Here is a 19,578-nt window from a genome sequence, read left to right as displayed (position 1 = left end):
AATTAAGTTGAGAGTAATAGAATTAAATCCCTTAAAATCAATAATACGCTTGACTTAACGTAGAAGATCTGCTCGCCCTAACCTTCCTCAAGCTAACGACCTCCACCTCCGACGGCAAGTCGTCGTTCGGTGGAGAAATCGTTAGCCACCGGAAGGTCTTAACGGGCTCGCACTCTCTTTATTGCAACGAATCCCATGCTTTCAGGGTGACGGGTTCGCTGTCGGCGAGTTTCTTGAGGTCGTCGCTAAGGTATTTCTTGTTGATTACGGCTTCGTAGGTGTACTCTTCAAACCAATCTTGGGTCATTACAAAGTAGCCGTTATCGCCATTATCCTTACCCCAACTGTTTTCAATCTTCCACCGGTTTGGTTCGCCATTTTGAAGGTTAAAACCAGTTAATGTCATGGCGTGAGATACCATTGCTTGCTTCGATTCGAGGCGATCCTTCTTATCCATTACGAAATCAACATCTAACAATTGGGCACGTTGGAACAACTTAGCATCCATTAAGCCGCGCTTTCGGTCCATTTGTTGAAGGACATCGTTACCAACCCAAACGGTTTCACCTGCTTTTAATTGGTTCATTGCTGTTTCTTGAAGATCCTTAAATGGAACATTAACAAACTTAATTGGAATTCCCCCAGCAACACTATCTTGAGTTGGCATTGCATAAACCTTGTTATATTCGTGATCAGGTGCGTTAGTGATTACAACATAATCATTCAGATTAGTATCAAAGTACTCACGGTAAAACTTCAATGGCGTAAGACCAAGAACTTGGTGGAATTTCTTATCATCGTCACGAAATTCAAGATCAAACTTTGTCGGTGGTTCACCAAAGGAGTAAGCAGCAACCTTATAAACATCAGCCATCATTCGTTGTTGTGCTTCTGCTAACTCCTTTTCGTCAGCACCATCATTAACCATGTGCCGTAATTCTAATGCATCTTTCCGCATTAAGTAATTCATTACTTCAGCAACGTCACTAGTATCACGAGTGTTATGTGTATCCGGCATTACGTATTCTGGAACAACACCGTACTTTTCAATGATTGAGGCTGCATTAGCCCATTGACCACCATCATTTAAGGCAAAGCTCAAGTAGAAATCAACAGTCCGATCATGAAGAGGCTTCTTCGCGGTTTCAATAATCTTTTGGAAATACATGTTTGCCCGTTCAATCCGGTCCCAGAAGAAGAGGTAGTTTTGTGAAAGTTCAAAATCCTTGAAGTTATACTTCTTAGCAAACTTGTGCCGCATCGTATTCAGGGTCGCAAATGACCAGCACCGACCACTATGGCGCTGGTTACTTGGCTTCCCTGTTTTAATCTCGTAAGAAAATGCTCTATGAAGGCGTTGACTAGCAATCGGGTCCTCACTGGCATTTTTAATTCCGTTCTTTTGAACCGCACGAGCAATTACTTCCGCATCTTTTCGCGCATGAAAAACTTTTTGATACTTCTTAACCATTTCGGTGGTCAAATGCTTTTCTTCTGTCACGATAATCCCTTCTTTTACTAATTTTTCGGTGACTATTACCCTTTAATCATAACTCACTTTTTCGTTAACCGTCTATTAATTGACCTAGAAGTGTTATCGCTTTCTTGAATTAAATCAAACCGTTAAAATTAGAATAGTAATACCAAAGGAGGAATTACCATGAGTAAAGTATTTATTGCTGGTGGTTCAGGTCGGGTCGCTACTGAACTAATTAAAGACCTTGTTAAAGATGATAATGAGGTCGTTGCTGGTTCTCGTAACCCAGAAAAGATCGTTAAACTTGAAGGAGTTTCTGCAGTCAAGCTTGATCTTCACGCAGATGTTGACGCAATTGCTAAGATTATGGATGGGTGCGATGCAGTTTACTTTGTTGCCGGCTCCAGAGGAAAAGATCTTCTTCAGACAGACGCATTTGGTGCCGTCAAAACAATGATGGCCGCTGAACGAGACGGCATTGAACGTTATATTATGCTAAGCTCAATGTACGCACTCCAACCGCAAATGTGGTCTAAATACAAGGCTCTAGCTGAGATTACCGACTATAATATCGCTAAGTTCTTTGCAGATAACTACCTGATCCACAACACTAACTTAGCTTACACAATTATCCAACCTGCATCCCTCACTGACGAGCCAGGAACGGGAATGGTTACACTAGGCGAAGGTGATGATACCACTAACCCAATCCCAGATGTTGCAAAGGTTCTTGCTGATACACTCAAATATAAGAATACGATCGGCCATATTATCATGATGCGTTCAGGCAAGACTCCTATTGAGGACGCCTTGAGTAACATTGGTGATCCTGTTGCCTACAATGATGCTGGCTTAGCTGATTAATTATTAAAGCTGAGTTTAATGGATATTCATTCAACAATTATTAGTTTAACTAGTAATTGTTGTTTTTTGTTATAATGTATTCGTTTACATTCTTGATGATAACTATATGAATTGGAGTAGACTACCATGACTAACCGTAAATCAATGCATTCTGGGGATATCTATTCACCAGAAGATCCCGCAATCCTTGCTGAGCAAACCCAAGCAATGTTACCAATGTATGAATACAATCAAACTTTACCTACTGAAGGAAAAAAACGGCAGGCACTGCTCAAAAAGATGTTTGCGGCGGTTGGTAAAGATCGTTATATTGAACCACCCTTCCACGCAAATTGGGGTGGCCACCACATTAAACTTGGTAATCACGTCTACGCAAACTTTAATCTAACAATTGCTGATGATACCTATGTAACCATTGGCGACAATACGATGATCGGTCCAAACGTCACTATGTCGTCCGTTGCTCATCCAATTTTGCCCGAATTACGAAAGCACGGTTATCAATATAACCTTCCCATCAAAATTGGTAGCAATTGTTGGCTCGGTGCCGGAGTAATCGTCCTTCCTGGAGTTACTATTGGTGATAATTCTGTTATCGGTGCTGGAGCAGTTGTTACTCGCGATATTCCAGCAAATGTTGTTGCAATGGGAGTTCCAGCAAAGGTCTCTCGTCAAATCTCTGAACATGACCGTCAATTCTATTACCGTGATCGACGAATTAATTCTCAACTTTTAAAATAAGATTAATGATTCACAAAGTCGGTGCTAAAAGCTTGCGAGGGGAATTTTTTCTCGCTAAACTAATACAGTAATTTTATTTTGTGGGGAGAAATAATTGATGGAAAAAGTTTTTATTGTTGCAGCTCAACGGACACCAATTGGTAAATTCGGTGGTGCTCTTTCATCAAAGTCTGCAGTTGAATTAGGAGCAACTGTAATTAAAGATGCAGTGCACAAGGCTGGCATTTCTGATAAGCAAGTTGATCAGGTATTAATGGGAAATGTTCTTCAGGCCGGTACTGGTCAAAATCCCGCTCGTCAAGCTGCCATCGCTGCCGGGCTAGATCAATCAACTCCGGCAATTACAATCAATGATGTTTGTGGTTCTGGATTATCTAGCATTATCCTTGGGGTTTCACTAATCCAATCTAAACAAGCTCAAGTGATTGTTGCTGGCGGAATGGAAAGCATGTCCCGAGCGCCATATGTTCTTTTAAATGCCCGTCATGGTTATAAATTCGGGAATGGTGAATTAGTTGATACCATGCAAAATGATGCCCTCCAAGATGCTTGGGGTGGCTACGCGATGGGGATTACGGCCGAAAACGTTAATGAACGTTACCACATTGCCCGCTATCAACAAGATGAATTTGCTCTCCGGAGTCACCAAAAAGCTGTTCAAGCTCAAGAGGACCACGCATTTGATGATGAAATCACTCCGGTCAACGTCACTGTTCACCATCAAGATACGGCAATCGATACTGATGAAGCACCACGGGCTAATACTTCTTTAGCCGCACTTCAGGGGTTAAAGCCCGCTTTTAAAAGGAATGGTTCCGTTACGGCCGGAAATGCTTCTGGATTAAATGATGGGGCAGCTGCGGTTGTCCTCGCTAGCGAGTCAGCGGTTCAAAAATACCACCTTACTCCGCTTGCGGAATGGCAAACTTCTACTACTGTCGGTCTTGATCCCGCGGTAATGGGCCTTGGACCGTATTATGCTATCAGTAAGTTATTTGCCCAAACTGGTCTTGATAAAAATGCCATTGATCTTTTCGAACTAAATGAGGCGTTTGCTGGTCAGTCAATCGCTTGTGAACAATTATTAAAGCTAGATGATCATAAGGTTAATCCCCGCGGTGGCGCAATCGCCCTTGGTCACCCTGTTGGTTGTTCTGGAGCCCGAATTGTTGTCACTCTTGTCCATGAAATGCAAGATTTGCAGAAGCAAACCGGTGTCGCTTCTCTCTGTGTTGGTGGCGGAATGGGAATCGCTGCTTTAGTAAGTTTACCTAATTAATATCTAAATACGGAGCCTGGAAAGGAATTTGCTTTTTCAGGCTTTTTTATGATCAATTTATTGTTATTCAATATTAAATTATTGCTTTACAGTAATTTATTATCGTTTTATAATAAAACCACAACAAAATGAAAGCGGTGTCAAAAATGAAAAAGGTTAATCGGTTTCTTCTTGGAGCTATTCAAGTATTGGTTGATTTGGGAATTATTTCAAACGGTCTTTTAGGAATTGGGTTTCTAATTGTCGGTCCAATTTATATTTTCACTAACGCTATCTCTTTCAAACAGATTGGTAATAACTGGGCAATTGAACTTCTCCTCTACTTCGATATTTTACTTTTTATGGCTGTTTTCTTGTACGGTTGTCTTGCTTTGCATCACATCCTCAACAATATTAATTTTCAGAAATACTTTGCTCCTGCAAACATGGTAGCTTTACGTAAATTAATGTTCTCGTTTCTTATCCTTACCATCCTTGACGGAATTAACACGGTCGTTAACCATTTTATTAATGTAACAACACAGCTCGACTTCTTCCCGTGCGGTAATTATTACGCTTACTTTGTTTCACTAATTATTTGCTACCTCGTTTACTTTATCTTTAAGCGTGGATTGGCTTTGCAAAATGAAAATAACAGTATTATTTAGAGGGTGAAAGTAGATGATTAAAGTTAATCTTGGAGTTGTTATGGAAAAGCAAGGAATCTCTTCTAAAGAATTGGCTAAGGAGATTGGGATCACACCAGCTAATCTCTCAATCTTAAAAACGGGCAAGGCAAAGGGAATCCGTTTTGCAACCTTAAATAAACTCTGTCAAATTTTGCACTGTCAGCCTGGAGATATTCTAAGTTACGACCAGAACTAATTAATAAGCGTCTAAGCAAACTCTTTTCCTCTTTCGTTGTACAATAAAAAAGGATGATGACTAGTAAATAGATTTTGTTAATTATTAAGCTTATCTAGTAGTTGTTTCTGCTATTATCTTTACGCTAAATAGAAAGAGGATGGCGTCTTGCTTTCATCTGTAAGTCATTTTTTTAATGCTTTCGGCGCTACGGTTGTTGTACCAATTATGATCTTTATCATTGCCCTTTTTCTTAAGGTTAAATTAAAGACCGCATTAATGTCTGCACTATACGCCGGGGTTGGCTTAACCGGATTTTCTTGGATTATTAGTGAGTTTACTCCGGTTGTCACTAAAATTATTCATCAAATGGTTAATAATGTTGGTATCAAGCTTCCAGTGGTTGATATTGGCTGGCAAGCAGGTTCTTTGGCGAGTTTTAATTCTTCAGTTGGCTTGGCTTTTTTTGTATTCGGTCTGATTGCTGAATTTCTTCTTTTCGCACTCGGCATCACAAAAGTTTTTATGCCGTCTAACTTGTGGAATAATTTTGGCTTTATGATTTGGGGAACCCTTGCCTATTATGTTACCCATAATTTTTGGTTATCAATGGGGCTATCATTTTTCATGCTTCTTTACACTCTTGAACTAGCTGAAATTCAAGCCGATCGTTGGTCATCTTATTACCAAATTAAAAATACAACGGTCTGTGCTGCCCAAAATATCGTCCAAACAGTCCCGGCAATCTTACTAGATCCGTTATGGAATATGCTTGGTTTCAATAAAGTTCACTTAACTCCCAAGACATTTCAACGGAAGTTTGGTGTCTTTGGCCAGCCAACCACTCTTGGGGCAATCCTTGGTCTGTTAATCGGAATTCTCGGTAACCTTAACCGGCTCACTAGCTATCATGCCTGGGGACAGATTTTCCAATTTGCCGTTCAATTAGCGGCCGTAATGACTATTTTCCCGTTAGTTACAGATGTCTTTGCTAAGGCATTTAAACCACTTGCTAAAAGTATTGATCAGCAACGAAGAGCTGCTGCTGATAAGCAGGCAATTACCGATCCAATTAACGACCGGAAGCGCTGGTTCCTCGCTGTCGATGACGGTGTTGGTTATGGCGAGTCAGCAACAATTATTTCAGGAATTATTTTAATCCCAATTATGGTTGTAATTGCCTTTATTTTACCTGGCAACCGCACTTTACCAGTGGTCGATCTAATCGCCCTGCCCTTCATGGTGGAGTCAATTGTTGCTATCACTAACGGAAATATCCTTAAAGTGATTGCTAACGGAATTGTCTGGTTCAGCATTGGATTATACTGCTCTAGTTGGCTAGCTCAGATCTATACCGGAGCTATTTCACATTATGGAGCTGCCATTCCTGCTGGGATTGTTCTTGTAACAAGTTTTAACCTAATGGCACGACCACTTAATGCATTGGTTTTTGCTGCTTTTATTTCACAAGATCCAGTTTGGATTGGTTTATGTATTTTGGTTTACCTATTACTACTATACTGCCTTCGTCGCTACCGACCACAAATTTGGCATTATCTTAAACGAATGGCAGATAAGAATACTATTAAGCCATCAAAGGAGTGATTTAGAATGTCAAAATTGAATTTAAAGAATACTTTGATTGCCGGAACAGCTGCGGGGATAATCTCTGGCCTTGTTAAACTCGGGTGGGAAAATATCCTTCCACCAAGAACTCCAGAACGGGACAAGGTTAATCCACCGCAAACCCTCCTGCAACAACTCGGGGTTCCCGCTAAACTTACTCAAGCTACCTATACGTACTCTGGTCAGCAACTTCCTTGGGTATCATACCTAGTTCACTTTGGCTTCTCGATTTCATTTGCGACTGCTTATGCTGCCCTACTAGAAAAGAAAGTTAAATTTTTGACTCTCGGTGAAGGGATTCCGTTTGGGATCGCCGTTTGGATCGCTTTCCACTTAGTAATCATGCCTGCAATGAAAACAGTTCCTAGTGCCAAGGAGCAGCCTTTTGAGGAACATCTTTCCGAAAGTCTTGGTCATGCAATCTGGATGTGGACTAACCACGAAATTGCTGACGAAGTTTTGAGACAGTTAAAGAACCGCACAAAATTTTAACTACTAAGAAAAAAATTTTAAAAGTAGTTGCAATTTCTAAAAATTCGGTTAAAATACAATTAAAGAATTTCAAAAGCGATGAAAAAGACGAGTAAATAATTTTCAGTCTAACAGTGAGTCGGTGATAGTGGGAGACCGATAGCACCTGGATTATTGAAAAACCCTTTTTCCATGCTACTAACCCAAATAACCTCGTTTAAAGTAGGCTTAGTCGTCACCGGCACGTTATCTCACCGGAAAAGTATTTATGTACTTGATAAGATGGTCTAAAAATATTTTAGACAATTTGGGTGGTACCGCGGAACAAAAGCCTTTCGTCCCTTAGATGTTGGGGATGAAGGGCTTTTTTATTTATCTCCGATTCTAAGCATATTAAGGAGTTGCTAATTATGAGTTTAATTATTCCAAAAGACTACGATCCAAAATTGTCAATTCGTGATACCGAAGCTGCCATTCGTTACATCCGAGAAAACTTCCAGGATGAGTTTGGTCAAGAATTACACTTGCAACGGATGTCAGCACCAATGTTTGTTGATAAGAGTACCGGGTTGAACGATAACCTTAACGGCATTGAGAAGCCTGTTTCATTCGAAATGAAGGATCTTCCTGGTGAAACCATCGAAATCGTTCACTCCCTTGCTAAGTGGAAGCGAATGGCACTCAAGAAGTATGGCTTTGGTCTTCACGAAGGACTTTATACCAACATGAACGCCATCCGGAAAGATGAAGATTTGGATAACTTCCACTCGATCTACGTGGACCAATGGGACTGGGAAAAGATTATTACTAAGGAAGAACGGACTGAACAAACATTAAAGTCTACCGTTCGGCAAATTTTCAAGGTTATTAAGCGGATCGAAAAGGAATTATGGTACCTTTATCCTGATGCTGTTTACCAATTGCCAGATGACATTCACTTTGTTACCACCCAAGAGCTTGAAGACCGGTGGCCAGATCTTACTCCAATGGAACGAGAAGATAAGATTGCCAAAGAAATGGGCGCTGTCTTTGTAATGAAGATCGGGGACAAGTTGAAGCGTTCTGGTAAGCCTCATGATGGTCGAGCACCCGACTACGATGACTGGAGCCTTAACGGTGACATTATTTTCTGGTATAAGCCACTGCAAAAGAAGCTTGAAATTTCCAGCATGGGGATCCGGGTTAGTCCAGAATCAATGAAGTACCAACTCGAACAAGCTGGTGCTACCGACCGGGAAAAATTACCATTCCATAAGATGTTGCTCAACGGCGAATTACCATATACAATTGGTGGAGGAATTGGTCAATCTCGGCTCTGCATGCTCTTACTTGGCAAGGCACATGTTGGTGAAGTTCAAGCCAGCATTTGGCCAGAAGACATGCTCAAGAAGTGTGAAGCTGCTCATATTCAAATTCTATAAAAATTAATTGATTAAGGGAGAGTATTAAAGTGGAAACAATTACAATTAGTCAAGCCCCAGAACACGTTGGGGAAACCGTTAAGATTGGCGTTTGGTTAACTGATAAGCGGTCTAGTGGGAAGATCGCTTTCTTACAATTACGTGACGGAACTGGTTTTTTCCAAGGTATTATCCGGAAAAATGATGTTGATGAAGCTAAGTTTGATTCTGCCAAGCACGATCTTCACCAAGAAACCAGTTTTTGGGTAACTGGTGAAATCGCTGAAGACAAGCGCTCTAAGTTCGGTTACGAAATCCACATCAAGGACTTTGAAATCGTTAGTGAAAGCGAAGATTACCCAATCGGTAACAAGGAACACGGGATTGAATTCTTACTTGATCACCGTCACTTATGGCTCCGTTCTCGTAAGCCATGGGCATTGATGCGGATCCGGAGTCGGGTTAAACTTGCCACAATGGAATTCTTTGACAAGCACGGCTTTACTCAATTTGATGCTCCAGAATTAACCGGTAGTGCTCCAGAAGGGACAACCGAATTATTCGAAACTGATTACTTTGACCGTTCTGCCTACCTTTCCCAATCTGGGCAGTTATATGAAGAAGCTGGTGCAATGGCACTTGGTCGTGTTTATTCAATGGGACCAACATTCCGGGCTGAAAAATCCAAAACTCGTCGTCACCTAATGGAATTTTGGATGATTGAACCCGAAATGGCCTGGATGCACGAAGATGAGAGTGAAGAAATCCAAGAGCAATACATTGCTTACTTAATTCAAGACTTAATTGACCACTGTGCAACTGAACTAGAAATGGTTGGCCGAAGTGTTGAAAGCCTCAAGCCATTCACCGAACTTCCTTACCCACGGATCACATACAAAGAAGCTATTAAAATGCTTCAAGAAGGTGGCTTTGATTCTAAGTATGGTGATGACTTTGGTTCACCAGAGGAAACCTACCTCGCTGACCAATTCAAGAAGCCAGTCTTTATTAAGAACTATCCAAAAGAAATTAAGGCCTTCTACATGCCATCTGATCCTGAAGACGATCGTCAAGTTATCTGTGCAGACTTGCTTGCACCAGAAGGATATGGTGAAATCATTGGTGGTTCAGAACGTTCATATGACTATGAATACATTACCAACAAGCTTGAAGAAAACGGCTTAAGTAAAGAAGACTATGGCTGGTATGACGATTTACGGAAGTACGGTTCAGTACCTCACTCTGGATTTGGAATGGGGCTTGAACGGTTCCTGGCATGGATTACCCTCCAAGATCATATTCGGGAAAACATTCCGTTCCCACGGATGCTTAACCGGTTGAACCCATAGAGTAGAGGGTGGAGCTTAGGCGGAGCACGCTTTCTACTGTGTAGTCTAAAACGTTATCTTTAGCAAACACGTTTGGGCTCAACAGTTGTAAAATACATCTAGTTTGGAACAATTAAATAACACTAACCAAGCCTCTCCATTTATTTGGCTAGAGGACCAAAGGGTTGAGATTTTTCTCAACCCTTTTTTTATTAAAAAAGGAGGAATGTTGTTATGGATAAAGAACTCAAATTACATTGGCTATTACTGGGAGAACTATTCGGTAGCTTTGGAAACAGTTTTATTTGGCCTTTAACTACTATTTATATGCATAATCAACTGCACCAATCATTAACAATTTCGGGAATTGTCTTAATGCTTTATTCATGTGCAAATGTAATTGGCAGTTCAACCGCTGGAGCATTATTTGATCGGTATGATCCACAGAAACTAATGATTAGCGGACTCATTAGTTCAATCATCATTATGACTATATTAGTGATGTTTAATGGCTGGCCCGCTTATCCCATTCTCTTAACTCTTTTCGGCTTTTTTATCGGGTGGATAATTACCCTCTTAAACTCGTTTGGTACCCAATTAAAGAAACAAAGTAGTCGGTTTGTTTTTAACATGTTATATTTCACTAATAACTTAGGAGTGGTTTTAGGAACCATGATTGCCGGACCATTTTATCAAATGGCCGGTAATCAAGTTGCCCCGCTTTTCGTAATTACAATTGTAATGTACCTAGCCTATACTATTGTGGTTATTAGACACTTCCGTATTAAGCCAACCCATTTACAGTCAAAGAAAGTGAAAAGCGGAACTACAAGCTATCAACTACCAATGGCTAACCGAATTATTATTTTCACCTTATTCGGTTCAATTGCTCTTATCTGGTTAACATATGCTCAATGGTCAAGCAACCTATCAGTTTACATGACCGACAATGGGATTACGATGTCACTTTATAGTTTTCTCTGGACGATCAACGGCTTTTTGATCGTTGTCTTTCAATTAATTATTAACTGGTTAACTAAACAAATTAAAAACGACTTTTGGTTTGTCTATTTTGGTGTTTCCGCCTGTTGTCTATCATTTGTTGTGCTAATCTTTGCCCACACTTACCTATTATTTGTGTTAGGAATGATAATTCTTACATTAGGAGAAGCAACCGCGTTTCCAAGTATTCCAGCAATTATCGCTGATCTCTCACCCCAAAAACTAAAGGGAAAGTATCAAGGATTCTTTAATGCAGCAACCTCCTTAGGCAAAGCAGGCGGGCCCTTAATTGGTGGAATAATAATCGAATTATTTTCATATCACATTCTCTTTATTGTTTGCTCAACTGTGATCGGCTTAGTCGAGCTAACAATTATTATCATTAGCAAATTAACTTATAATATTAAACGGTTCTAAAAAGTATTAAAAAGCATCAGAAACCGACTTGCTAGTCGATCTCTGATGCTTTCTTCGTATTATATTTAAATTTCTGCCGAGCCTTTACCCCAGTAAAAGCCTTGCTGAAGAACAGTTGGGTTACCAGCAAAAGACTCCGCAAGCTGGCGATCAGCAATTCCTTCAATTACAAAATCGAGGTGGTGATGGGTGGCGAAGGTTAACCAGGCATTTATAAAATCATTTGTTGTCTCATGATCTTCATTTTTAAATACTAATAGTGAAAGTTTAATTCGCTGAATAGCTGATAATTGACGAACAATAAACGCATAGCTATTACTTCCAGCACAAACGTCATCAATTGCTAATTCAAACCCCATCTTTTTTAACCGGAGAATCTCTTCATCAAGGTAGTCAAGACTGTGGATTGTCTCTCGCCTTTCCGTAATCTCGATTGCTACTTGAGAGCCATATTGTTCATGAACTTCTTCCAGGAACCGCCAAATACAATCAAATTCCATTTGGCAGGGCTCAAGGTTAATATAAATTTTGCGTTGTGGATGGTTAGTTAAAGCAGTGGCAAGTGATTTCTTACTAATGGTGATCCATTGATCGTTCCCTTCTTGGGTGGTCAACCCTTGCAAGAATTCCATTCCCGGAAATACTCCTGAAGAGTTCCGCATTAACATTTCATACGTATCCACTTTGGCGTTCATCTCGTGGTCAACCTGAAAAATCGGCTGAAAGATATTATGTAATTTCTCACTACTAGTTATAATTTTTATCACTCATTCACTTTACTTTTTATTGTCTTATCAATTTATTGCGACGTTCTCTTCTGGCATACTATGGTGATCGGTCACGATCCAACCACGCCCATTATTCTTTACACTATACAACATTTTATCAGCACGCTTCAAGGTCAAATCGAGCAATTCACCATTCAAATGATTAGTTAAACTACAAGAAAAGCTAATTGTGATTTTGACTCCTTCTTTAGTGACAATTGGTTGCTCACTAAATTGTCGTTCAATCGATTGAAGAAGCGCATAGACTTCCTCAATTGAATGATTTGAAACAACGATTGTAAATTCTTCACCACCAAACCGATAAACATACCCGTGATCAGGAAAAGCCTCATGAATTTCTTTGCGAAATACCGTTGAAAAGTAATTAAGAACTTCATTCCCTACAAAGTGACCGTAAGTATCATTAATTCGCTTAAAATGATCAATATCAAGTCCGCCAATCACAATACTATGAATATCCCGATTCTTGGTTAATGCACTAATTTCTTGACTAAGAGCCCGATAATTAAGTAATCCGGTGAGATCATCCCGCTCACTTTCTCTTTGCAGAAGCTTAATCTTTTCTTCATTTTTAATTTCACTTTCATACCGCCGACTCTCAAAAATTAATATTATCAAGAGACCAAGCGTCGCTGCAGCAACATTAACAACGGTAAAATTATTATTTATTCCTAATGAGATAATTTCAACCAAGCTTAAACTTAAAATTGCCAAGGGATAGCGAATCCGAATTGAGATTCCTTTCCATTGCACTAACATCCCACAAATTAGCAGAAAGATTGCTGATTCGCCAAGCCAAATCCACCAAGTATTTAGCGATTCAATCCCCAAAAGCACTTCAATCGCATTTGCAAATATAGGCGTAATCGCTAAGAGTCCCCACCAAAGCTTGTTTTTACTATTACGAAAGACCATTGTGACTGAAACAACCTGCATAAAGGCAACTTCATTAATATTAAACAAAGATAGCTGTAATAGACAGAACTCCTGAATAAAATATGTAATCATAATCGCCGCAACTAATCCGCAATTTGCTAGTTTATTTCCCTGAAACGATTCCCAATACCGTTCAAAGTAAATTTGACTAATAATCATACAGATAACAATTATTGGCAAATAGATAACTGCACTAAATAGTTGGATTGCCAAATTAACTTCACCTTTTCGTTGTAATTTTGATAACTTTCAAATTTTACTGCTCCTGGCTAATTTAATCTAGGAAAATCTAGAGAATAAATTCATATTCCACCTTAATCCACCTAAAATAATCAACTGTCTATCAGTGTTTATCTTATTAGCCATTTTATAGTAATTTTGTGATATAATCTTTTGCGGAAATTTTCTATTCATTTAACTAGGGGGAACGGTAATGATTATCATGGGGATTTCATTACCAATTTAATTTTATGAATACTAGCACACGTAATAATTATCGGGACCATTTCTTTGAACATGGTCACTGGGGAATTAAAATTCGCCAAGTACTGGTTGCACTAGCTTGTTGGTTAATCCTATTCATACCAATTATCATTACAAGCGCTACCTATTTAGCTTATCTGACTCATGGACGACACGGTCATTTCTTTTGGCATTACGCTGAAGGATTTCAGGAACTAAACTTCTTGGTAATCTTTTTAACCTTTGCTTTAGGAATGATCGCTGTTTTTTGTCTAGCAATGGGATATATCCAGTTTCAACGATCTCGCGGGTTAGTTAATAAGTGGCCGCTATTTGACATCACTAAAAATCAATGGGAACGGCAAACAGCAGAGAAGTTCATGACCGCCCGTTTTGGTGCTGAAAAGCAACGGCAAAATTTACAAAACTACACGGTAAAGCCTGAGCAAAACCTTACCAAGAACCAACTTAAAAAAGTTATCGCCAATAAGAATATGGAGGCTGACAGTTAATGGTTTCTAATATTTTTGACGCTGCTTTGAATACTGCTACACCTTGGGTCTTTGTTATCACCCTGATTCTTTGTCTCTACCCAATTTTGGGCGCAATGTTCTGGTTTTTCGGTGCGGTATCATACATGCTTTTCCGTCATCATGAGGAACTTCTTCCTGATACGAAATTAGAAAACGAACCATTCATTACGATCATGATTCCGGCCCACAACGAAGAGGTTGTCATCCAAAGCACCCTTGAATATCTCTTAACCAAGCTTCATTACCATAACTACGAAGTCTTAGTAATGGATGATGGAAGCACTGATCGCACCCCAGAGATATTGCACCAAATGCAAAAGTCATTTCCCCGGCTCCGGGTAATTCGGATCGAAGAAAATCAAGGCAAAGCCCATGCCTTTAATATTGGCATCTTTTTTGCTAAAGGAGAATATATTCTTAGCAACGATGCCGATACAATCCCAGAACCAGATGCATTAATTAAGTACATGCAATATTTTTCTAGTCCAAATGGGGTTAATTATGCTGCAATTACAGCTAATATGGATGTTTATAACCGATCAACGCTCTGGGGAAAGTCACAAACCGTTGAATTTTCTAGCATTGTTGGAATTATCAAACGTAGCCAAACTGCCGTAAACAACACAATGTATGCCTATAGCGGGGCGAATACAATGTATCGACGAAACTTTTTAATTAACGTCGGCGGTTTTCGCCAAGACCGGGCAACAGAAGACATCAGTATTGCCTGGGATCATACTTTCATGAATGTTGTTCCCAAGTTTGCACCTGACATTGTCTTCCACATGAACGTTCCAGAATCGTTCTGTGATCTTTACCGCCAACGAACTCGGTGGGCCCAAGGTGGAACCGAAGTCTGGTTAACCAATTTTCCTAAGATCATCGCTCATCCTTGGCGCTTTCGCTTTGTTATCCCAATGTTAGTTGATACGACCCTTTCAATCGTCTGGTCTTTTTTCTTTTGGATTACAAGCTTAATTTTTGTTAGTTTAATGACGTCATTTTTCCTTACAGGTAATTACGAACGAGTCTGGCACGGATTTGTAATGAGCATGATTTTCGTTAGTTTCCAGTTAATTGCCGGCCTTTTCCAAGTTTTAGCCGCGTTAATTCTTGACTTTAACGGAACCAAATTACGCTACTTTGCTTTCTCGCCCCTTTACCTCCTCTTTACATGGCTCGTCAATCCCTTAACAATCGTTACCACCTTTGTTAAAGCAGTTAAGACGGTATTGGGACACGGAAGCGGTAAATGGGTTAGTCCAAAACGAAAGGTTAGTTCTGATGAATGATTTAAAAATATTTTTCTGGTGGGTCTTTATCATTTTTACCCTCAGTTGCTGTTTACTTTGCGTTGAAGCACGGATTCGTTACAGGAATAAAAAGGGAATCGATCAGGATCAAGGATTTTCAAACAAATACAAATACTTTGGCCAACCAATTTATAATCACCAGCAAAAGATTCAGGGTTATGAATTGCTTCTCCGTGAATTTGATCCACAAACACAGCGCTGGCAACTACCATCCAATGTGAATAACTTTCCATTAAGTAAAATTGTTCACACTATCCAAAAAAGTGATCCCAAAATTATTGCTAATATTAAGTTTCTTTCTCTGAACATGACTGTTAGTCAAATATCTGATTTCCGTGCAGCTTACTTTTTTAAATGGCTTCTTGGGGTAATCAATCACCACCAATTATTAATTGAAATTGACGCTACCGATCTTTGCCAAGCTAATTTTGTTCAACGCTATAGAGTGTTAAAGATATTAAAGCAAATCGATCATCCTCATATTAAAATAACGATCGAAAACGTTGATTCTTCTAAAAAGACCTACCGGATTATTAAATCCTACCTTCCATATACTGATTTTCTTAAATTCGATATCCACTCGTTTAAGAAATCGCCTTCCCACTGGATTGACATTACGCTTGCTCAATGGCAGCGATTCGCCAGCAAAGAAGGAACTACCCCAATCGTAGGTAAAGTCGAAAATGCTGATCAAGTCGCTCTAGCCGATCAGCTTAATATCAACTTGCGTCAGGGATATGCTTATGGAGAGCCGAAAAGAATTTAAATATTAGAGAGTGATAAAAGTTATAAATGACTTCTATCACTCTTATTTTGTTTGATTTTCGTAACTTTAAAAGTTACAATTGCTTCAGAAAGGATGATTATAATGAAGTATTTAATTACCGGTGCTACTGGCCATCTCGGTCGTCTTGTTGTCCAAGAACTTAGTAAGCAGGTCCCTATCAACAATATCCGCTTAGGTGTCCACACTCCCGCAAAAGCAACTGATTTCAAAAGAACAGGGTACGAACTTGCAACAATCGACTATCGGAACACCGCAACAATGAACCACGCATTTCAGAATATTGATGTTTTAATCTACATCCCTAGTCTTACTTACAAGGTTCAAACACGAATTAATGAATTTGAAAACACCCTTACGGCGGTAAAAGAAGCTGGCATATCAACGATTATAGATGTTAGTTTCATCGCCGACCAAGCGAATAATCCATTTCAGATGGCTGGTTACTATGCCTACCTTCCAGCCCGCTTAGCTAGTACCGGACTCCAGTATGCAGTTATCAAGAATTCTCTCTATGCTGATCCACTAATTCCCTATCTTCCCGAACTCATTAAACGCCAAAATATTATTTACCCAATTGGTGATCAAGCAATGAGCTTTATCAGTCGTCAAGATAGTGCTGAAGCAATTGCAAATGTTGCTGTAAAACCGTATCTCTATAATCATGGACAAAATTACCTTTTAACGATGAAACAAAATTACAATATGGTTGAACTAAGTCAGATTATGACTACCGCAACTGGTAACAAAATCGGTTACAACCCAGTATCAATTAGCAAGTTTGCTGATCTTTACCGTTCTGAGGGCGATGGTGATGAACTAGCTTCCATGTATAAAGCAGCGGCAATGGGATTGATGAATGATATTACTAATGATTTCCAACATATTACGGGACATGAGCCCCAAAATATGAAAAACTTTTTAATAAGTAATTATCAATCGAATCATTAAAAAACAAAGTCTGTGGGACTTCAACTTCCCTCAGACTTTATTTTTGCGATCCTAATGCTTTCTCAACTTCCTCAGCAAGCGGAATCGATGGCATTGCGCCCATCCCCTGTACAGCTAAACTGGAAGCTCGCTGGGCGTACGTTATTGCCGACTCAAAGTTTCCCAGGTTAGGACTTAACTGTGAGCTAAGTGCACCGATAAACGTATCACCCGCTGCTGTGGTATCAACTGGATTTACTTTAAATGCCGGAACTAATCCATGGTGACCATCTACCGTTACGTAAAAAACGCCTTGCTCGCCTAAGGTAATAATTGTGTTTTTTACCCCCTGTGACTTAAAGAACTTTGCATTCTGAAGCATTGATGGTTCATCATTAACCGAAATTCCCGTTAATAAGGAACTTTCAGTTTCATTCGGAATAATAATGTCGGTATACTCCAGCAATTCCGGAAGCAAGTCTGTTGCGGGAGCTGGATTAAGAATTGTTATTACATTTTGCTGCCTGGCAAGCTTGAAAGCAGCTAGCGTGACTTCTTGTGGTGTTTCCAGTTGGGCAACAATAAAGTCGGTACCGACTAATTCCTGCTCCAAATCACTAAGCTGGACCGTAGTCATTGCCTGATTAGCACCCCCATAAACCATAATATCGTTCTGGCCATTTTCATCGACCGTGATTACCGCACTGCCAGTTCCATTATCCGGATCAACAGCAATCTTACTCGTGTCCACGTTATTTTCTGCTAATGTTTTGACCATTTCCTGTCCATCATTATCGGCACCAACCGCACCAATAAACGAAACTTTCGCTCCAGAGCGAGCTGCTGCAACAGCTTGATTGGCGCCCTTACCACCCGGTGCATAGCTTTTCTGCTTGACCGCAACTGTTTCTCCTGGTTGAGGGAACCGCGTTACTTGATAGATTGAATCAACGTTAATACTACCAAGAATCATTACCCGATTTACCATTTTTCCCACTTCTTTCCTAGATCTAATTACTATTATTATACGAATTCCAGCAATTACTCCACAACCAGTTGACTCTAACTTCCTTAAAATCAGCTATTAAGATATAGTAGAAGTTAAACTAATAGATTTTTCATTACTAATTAAGGAGCTACTATGAAATTCAAACTAGAATATTGGAAAATCAATATTGGAATATATGCCATTATCTGGAGTTTAATAATCGGGATCCTAACAGCGGGATATTTAAACTTGGTAAACTGGGTCATTAACATTATTTGGAATGAATTTTTTAGTTCTCCAACCGAATTTAAAACCTGGTACCCATTTATTATTTGTTTACCATTTGGCTTCCTAATCGGCTTTCTTAGTCATAAATTAGGCAATTATCCGTTAACAATTGAGGAAGTTCTTACCAAGGTCCGAATGCGGGACAAGTTAGACTATCACAATTGGTGGAAGTCATTCACTTTAGGATTACTTGTTCTTGGCGCTGGTGGAAGTGTCGGTCCAGAGGCCTCCACCACTGTACTAACTAGCAGTATGATTAATTGACTTGGTGACCGGTTAAGGTGGTCGATCTTTTGCCACCACAATGGTCAAGAAAATAATATCTGGCAAGATCGGCTTAATCGCCATCAACTAGAATCAGCGCCACTTTTTAGTCAATTATTTCGAAGTAAAAAGCAAAAAAATCTAATAGTATCTTTTCTTGTCATTATTGGCATTCTGGGAGCTGCCATTGTCTTCAAACTATTTCCTGAAGAGGGGGTCTTCGGCATTCACCACCACACAATTAACTGGCAATGGGAAAACCTGCTTACTGCTATTCCGATAATGATTGTCGGGATTGCCTTTGGTTGGTTATTTATCCGGCTTGAAAATTGGTCAGCATTGATCATTAACGTTAAACTAAGCAAAGTTTGGCAAGGAGGTATCTTTGGCTTAATTCTAGCAACTTGCTCTTTACTAAGTAATGATATCCTTTTTTCGGGTGAATTTAGAATTGTTCCTTTTAGTCATGAAGCATTAACTTTATCTGTTCCTTTCTTACTGTCGATTGCTTTTGTTAAAGCAGTTGTTACTAACCTTGGTTTTGCGATGGGCTGGCGTGGTGGAACTATTTTCCCGGCAATTTTTTCAAGTTTAGCCATCGGTTGTGCATGTGCACTAGTACTTCCCGGCGATGTTCGCGTTAATGCTGTCATTGTCTTAGCTGCCAGTCTCACCGTTATCCTGGGGAAACCCCTGCTAACTAGTATCCTTTTGATTCTCCTAGTCCCCATTGAATTAACTCCGGTAATAATTACTGTTTCAATCGCTACTAATTGGTTAGTTAAAAAATTTCTCCCCAACTCTTAAAAATTAATAAATCCTCCCTATTCTTCTTTCAAACAAA

General features: G+C 39.6%; 18 protein-coding genes, 1 pseudogene and 1 other annotated feature. Of the genes and pseudogenes, 15 read left to right on the top strand and 4 right to left on the bottom strand.

Annotated elements, in window-relative coordinates; all coding sequences use genetic code 11:
• Positions 1-178: 178 nt before the first annotated feature.
• Positions 179-1,501: a C1 family peptidase gene (locus tag MR181_RS05285; protein WP_242335720.1), complete on the bottom strand. Its 1,323-nt coding sequence runs from the start codon at positions 1,499-1,501 to the stop codon at positions 179-181.
• Between the two features lie 159 nt (positions 1,502-1,660).
• On the opposite strand from MR181_RS05285, the gene MR181_RS05280 reads away from it, so the two are divergent.
• The 10 genes from MR181_RS05280 (at position 1,661) to MR181_RS05235 (ending at position 11,448) form a co-directional block, all read left to right on the top strand.
• A complete protein-coding gene (locus MR181_RS05280) occupies positions 1,661-2,341 on the top strand; it encodes an NAD(P)H-binding protein (RefSeq protein ID WP_242335717.1) in 681 nt (226 codons plus the stop codon).
• A 126-nt stretch (positions 2,342-2,467) separates the two neighbouring features.
• Positions 2,468-3,082, top strand: a complete 615-nt coding sequence (locus MR181_RS05275; protein ID WP_242335714.1) for a sugar O-acetyltransferase — start codon at positions 2,468-2,470, stop codon at positions 3,080-3,082.
• A gap of 97 nt (positions 3,083-3,179) precedes the next feature.
• Positions 3,180-4,361 carry an acetyl-CoA C-acetyltransferase gene (locus tag MR181_RS05270; protein ID WP_242335711.1) on the top strand — a complete coding sequence of 394 codons (1,182 nt, stop codon included), beginning with the start codon at positions 3,180-3,182 and terminating at the stop codon, positions 4,359-4,361.
• A 146-nt stretch (positions 4,362-4,507) separates the two neighbouring features.
• Complete coding sequence (locus MR181_RS05265) at positions 4,508-5,008, top strand: DUF2975 domain-containing protein (protein ID WP_242335708.1); 501 nt, start codon at positions 4,508-4,510, stop codon at positions 5,006-5,008.
• Between the two features lie 13 nt (positions 5,009-5,021).
• Complete coding sequence (locus MR181_RS05260) at positions 5,022-5,225, top strand: helix-turn-helix domain-containing protein (protein WP_191910920.1); 204 nt, start codon at positions 5,022-5,024, stop codon at positions 5,223-5,225.
• Positions 5,226-5,372: 147 nt separating this feature from the next.
• Positions 5,373-6,809, top strand: a complete 1,437-nt coding sequence (locus MR181_RS05255; protein WP_242335705.1) for a PTS transporter subunit IIC — start codon at positions 5,373-5,375, stop codon at positions 6,807-6,809.
• Positions 6,810-6,815: 6 nt separating this feature from the next.
• Complete coding sequence (locus MR181_RS05250) at positions 6,816-7,322, top strand: DUF1440 domain-containing protein (protein ID WP_242335702.1); 507 nt, start codon at positions 6,816-6,818, stop codon at positions 7,320-7,322.
• Positions 7,323-7,391: 69 nt separating this feature from the next.
• Positions 7,392-7,647, top strand: a binding site (T-box leader).
• A gap of 64 nt (positions 7,648-7,711) precedes the next feature.
• Positions 7,712-8,722 carry an aspartate--ammonia ligase gene (asnA, locus tag MR181_RS05245; RefSeq protein ID WP_242335699.1) on the top strand — a complete coding sequence of 337 codons (1,011 nt, stop codon included), beginning with the start codon at positions 7,712-7,714 and terminating at the stop codon, positions 8,720-8,722.
• A 29-nt stretch (positions 8,723-8,751) separates the two neighbouring features.
• On the top strand, positions 8,752-10,050 hold the full coding sequence (asnS, locus tag MR181_RS05240; RefSeq protein ID WP_242335696.1) for an asparagine--tRNA ligase: 1,299 nt from the start codon (positions 8,752-8,754) through the stop codon (positions 10,048-10,050).
• A gap of 213 nt (positions 10,051-10,263) precedes the next feature.
• Positions 10,264-11,448 (top strand): MFS transporter, encoded by a 1,185-nt coding sequence (locus MR181_RS05235; RefSeq protein ID WP_242335693.1) that lies wholly within the window; start codon positions 10,264-10,266, stop codon positions 11,446-11,448.
• Positions 11,449-11,513: 65 nt separating this feature from the next.
• Here the strand turns inward: MR181_RS05235 and MR181_RS05230 are convergent, their stop codons facing one another.
• Together MR181_RS05230 and MR181_RS05225 are read right to left on the bottom strand one after the other, a co-directional pair.
• Positions 11,514-12,215 (bottom strand): EAL domain-containing protein, encoded by a 702-nt coding sequence (locus MR181_RS05230; RefSeq protein WP_277956495.1) that lies wholly within the window; start codon positions 12,213-12,215, stop codon positions 11,514-11,516.
• A 27-nt stretch (positions 12,216-12,242) separates the two neighbouring features.
• On the bottom strand, positions 12,243-13,385 hold the full coding sequence (locus MR181_RS05225; protein WP_242335687.1) for a GGDEF domain-containing protein: 1,143 nt from the start codon (positions 13,383-13,385) through the stop codon (positions 12,243-12,245).
• 257 nt (positions 13,386-13,642) lie between these two features.
• Between MR181_RS05225 and MR181_RS05220 the strand changes: the two genes are divergently transcribed.
• From MR181_RS05220 to MR181_RS05205, 4 genes are all read left to right on the top strand, one after another.
• Positions 13,643-14,146 carry an ABC transporter permease gene (locus tag MR181_RS05220; protein WP_242335684.1) on the top strand — a complete coding sequence of 168 codons (504 nt, stop codon included), beginning with the start codon at positions 13,643-13,645 and terminating at the stop codon, positions 14,144-14,146.
• Complete coding sequence (locus MR181_RS05215; protein WP_242335681.1) at positions 14,146-15,459, top strand: glycosyltransferase family 2 protein; 1,314 nt, start codon at positions 14,146-14,148, stop codon at positions 15,457-15,459. The genes MR181_RS05220 and MR181_RS05215 overlap by 1 nt, the downstream gene beginning before the upstream one ends.
• Complete coding sequence (locus MR181_RS05210; RefSeq protein WP_242335678.1) at positions 15,452-16,246, top strand: EAL domain-containing protein; 795 nt, start codon at positions 15,452-15,454, stop codon at positions 16,244-16,246. The genes MR181_RS05215 and MR181_RS05210 overlap by 8 nt, the downstream gene beginning before the upstream one ends.
• Before the next feature lie 102 nt (positions 16,247-16,348).
• The gene (locus MR181_RS05205) at positions 16,349-17,215 is read left to right on the top strand and encodes an NAD(P)H-binding protein (protein ID WP_242335675.1); all 867 of its coding nucleotides are present in this window, start codon (positions 16,349-16,351) and stop codon (positions 17,213-17,215) included.
• Between the two features lie 37 nt (positions 17,216-17,252).
• On the opposite strand, the gene rbsK is transcribed toward MR181_RS05205, so the two are convergent.
• Positions 17,253-18,182, bottom strand: a complete 930-nt coding sequence (gene rbsK, locus MR181_RS05200) for a ribokinase (protein WP_242335672.1) — start codon at positions 18,180-18,182, stop codon at positions 17,253-17,255.
• Between the two features lie 153 nt (positions 18,183-18,335).
• Between rbsK and MR181_RS08860 the strand changes: the two are divergent.
• Positions 18,336-19,541, top strand: a pseudogene (locus MR181_RS08860) (chloride channel protein).
• Positions 19,542-19,578: the final 37 nt, after the last annotated feature.

Source organism: Limosilactobacillus urinaemulieris (assembly GCF_932750685.1).
Lineage (GTDB): Bacteria > Bacillota > Bacilli > Lactobacillales > Lactobacillaceae > Limosilactobacillus > Limosilactobacillus urinaemulieris.
Note: the sequence above shows the minus strand (reverse complement) of the source record. Positions and strands in the feature narration are given on the sequence as shown.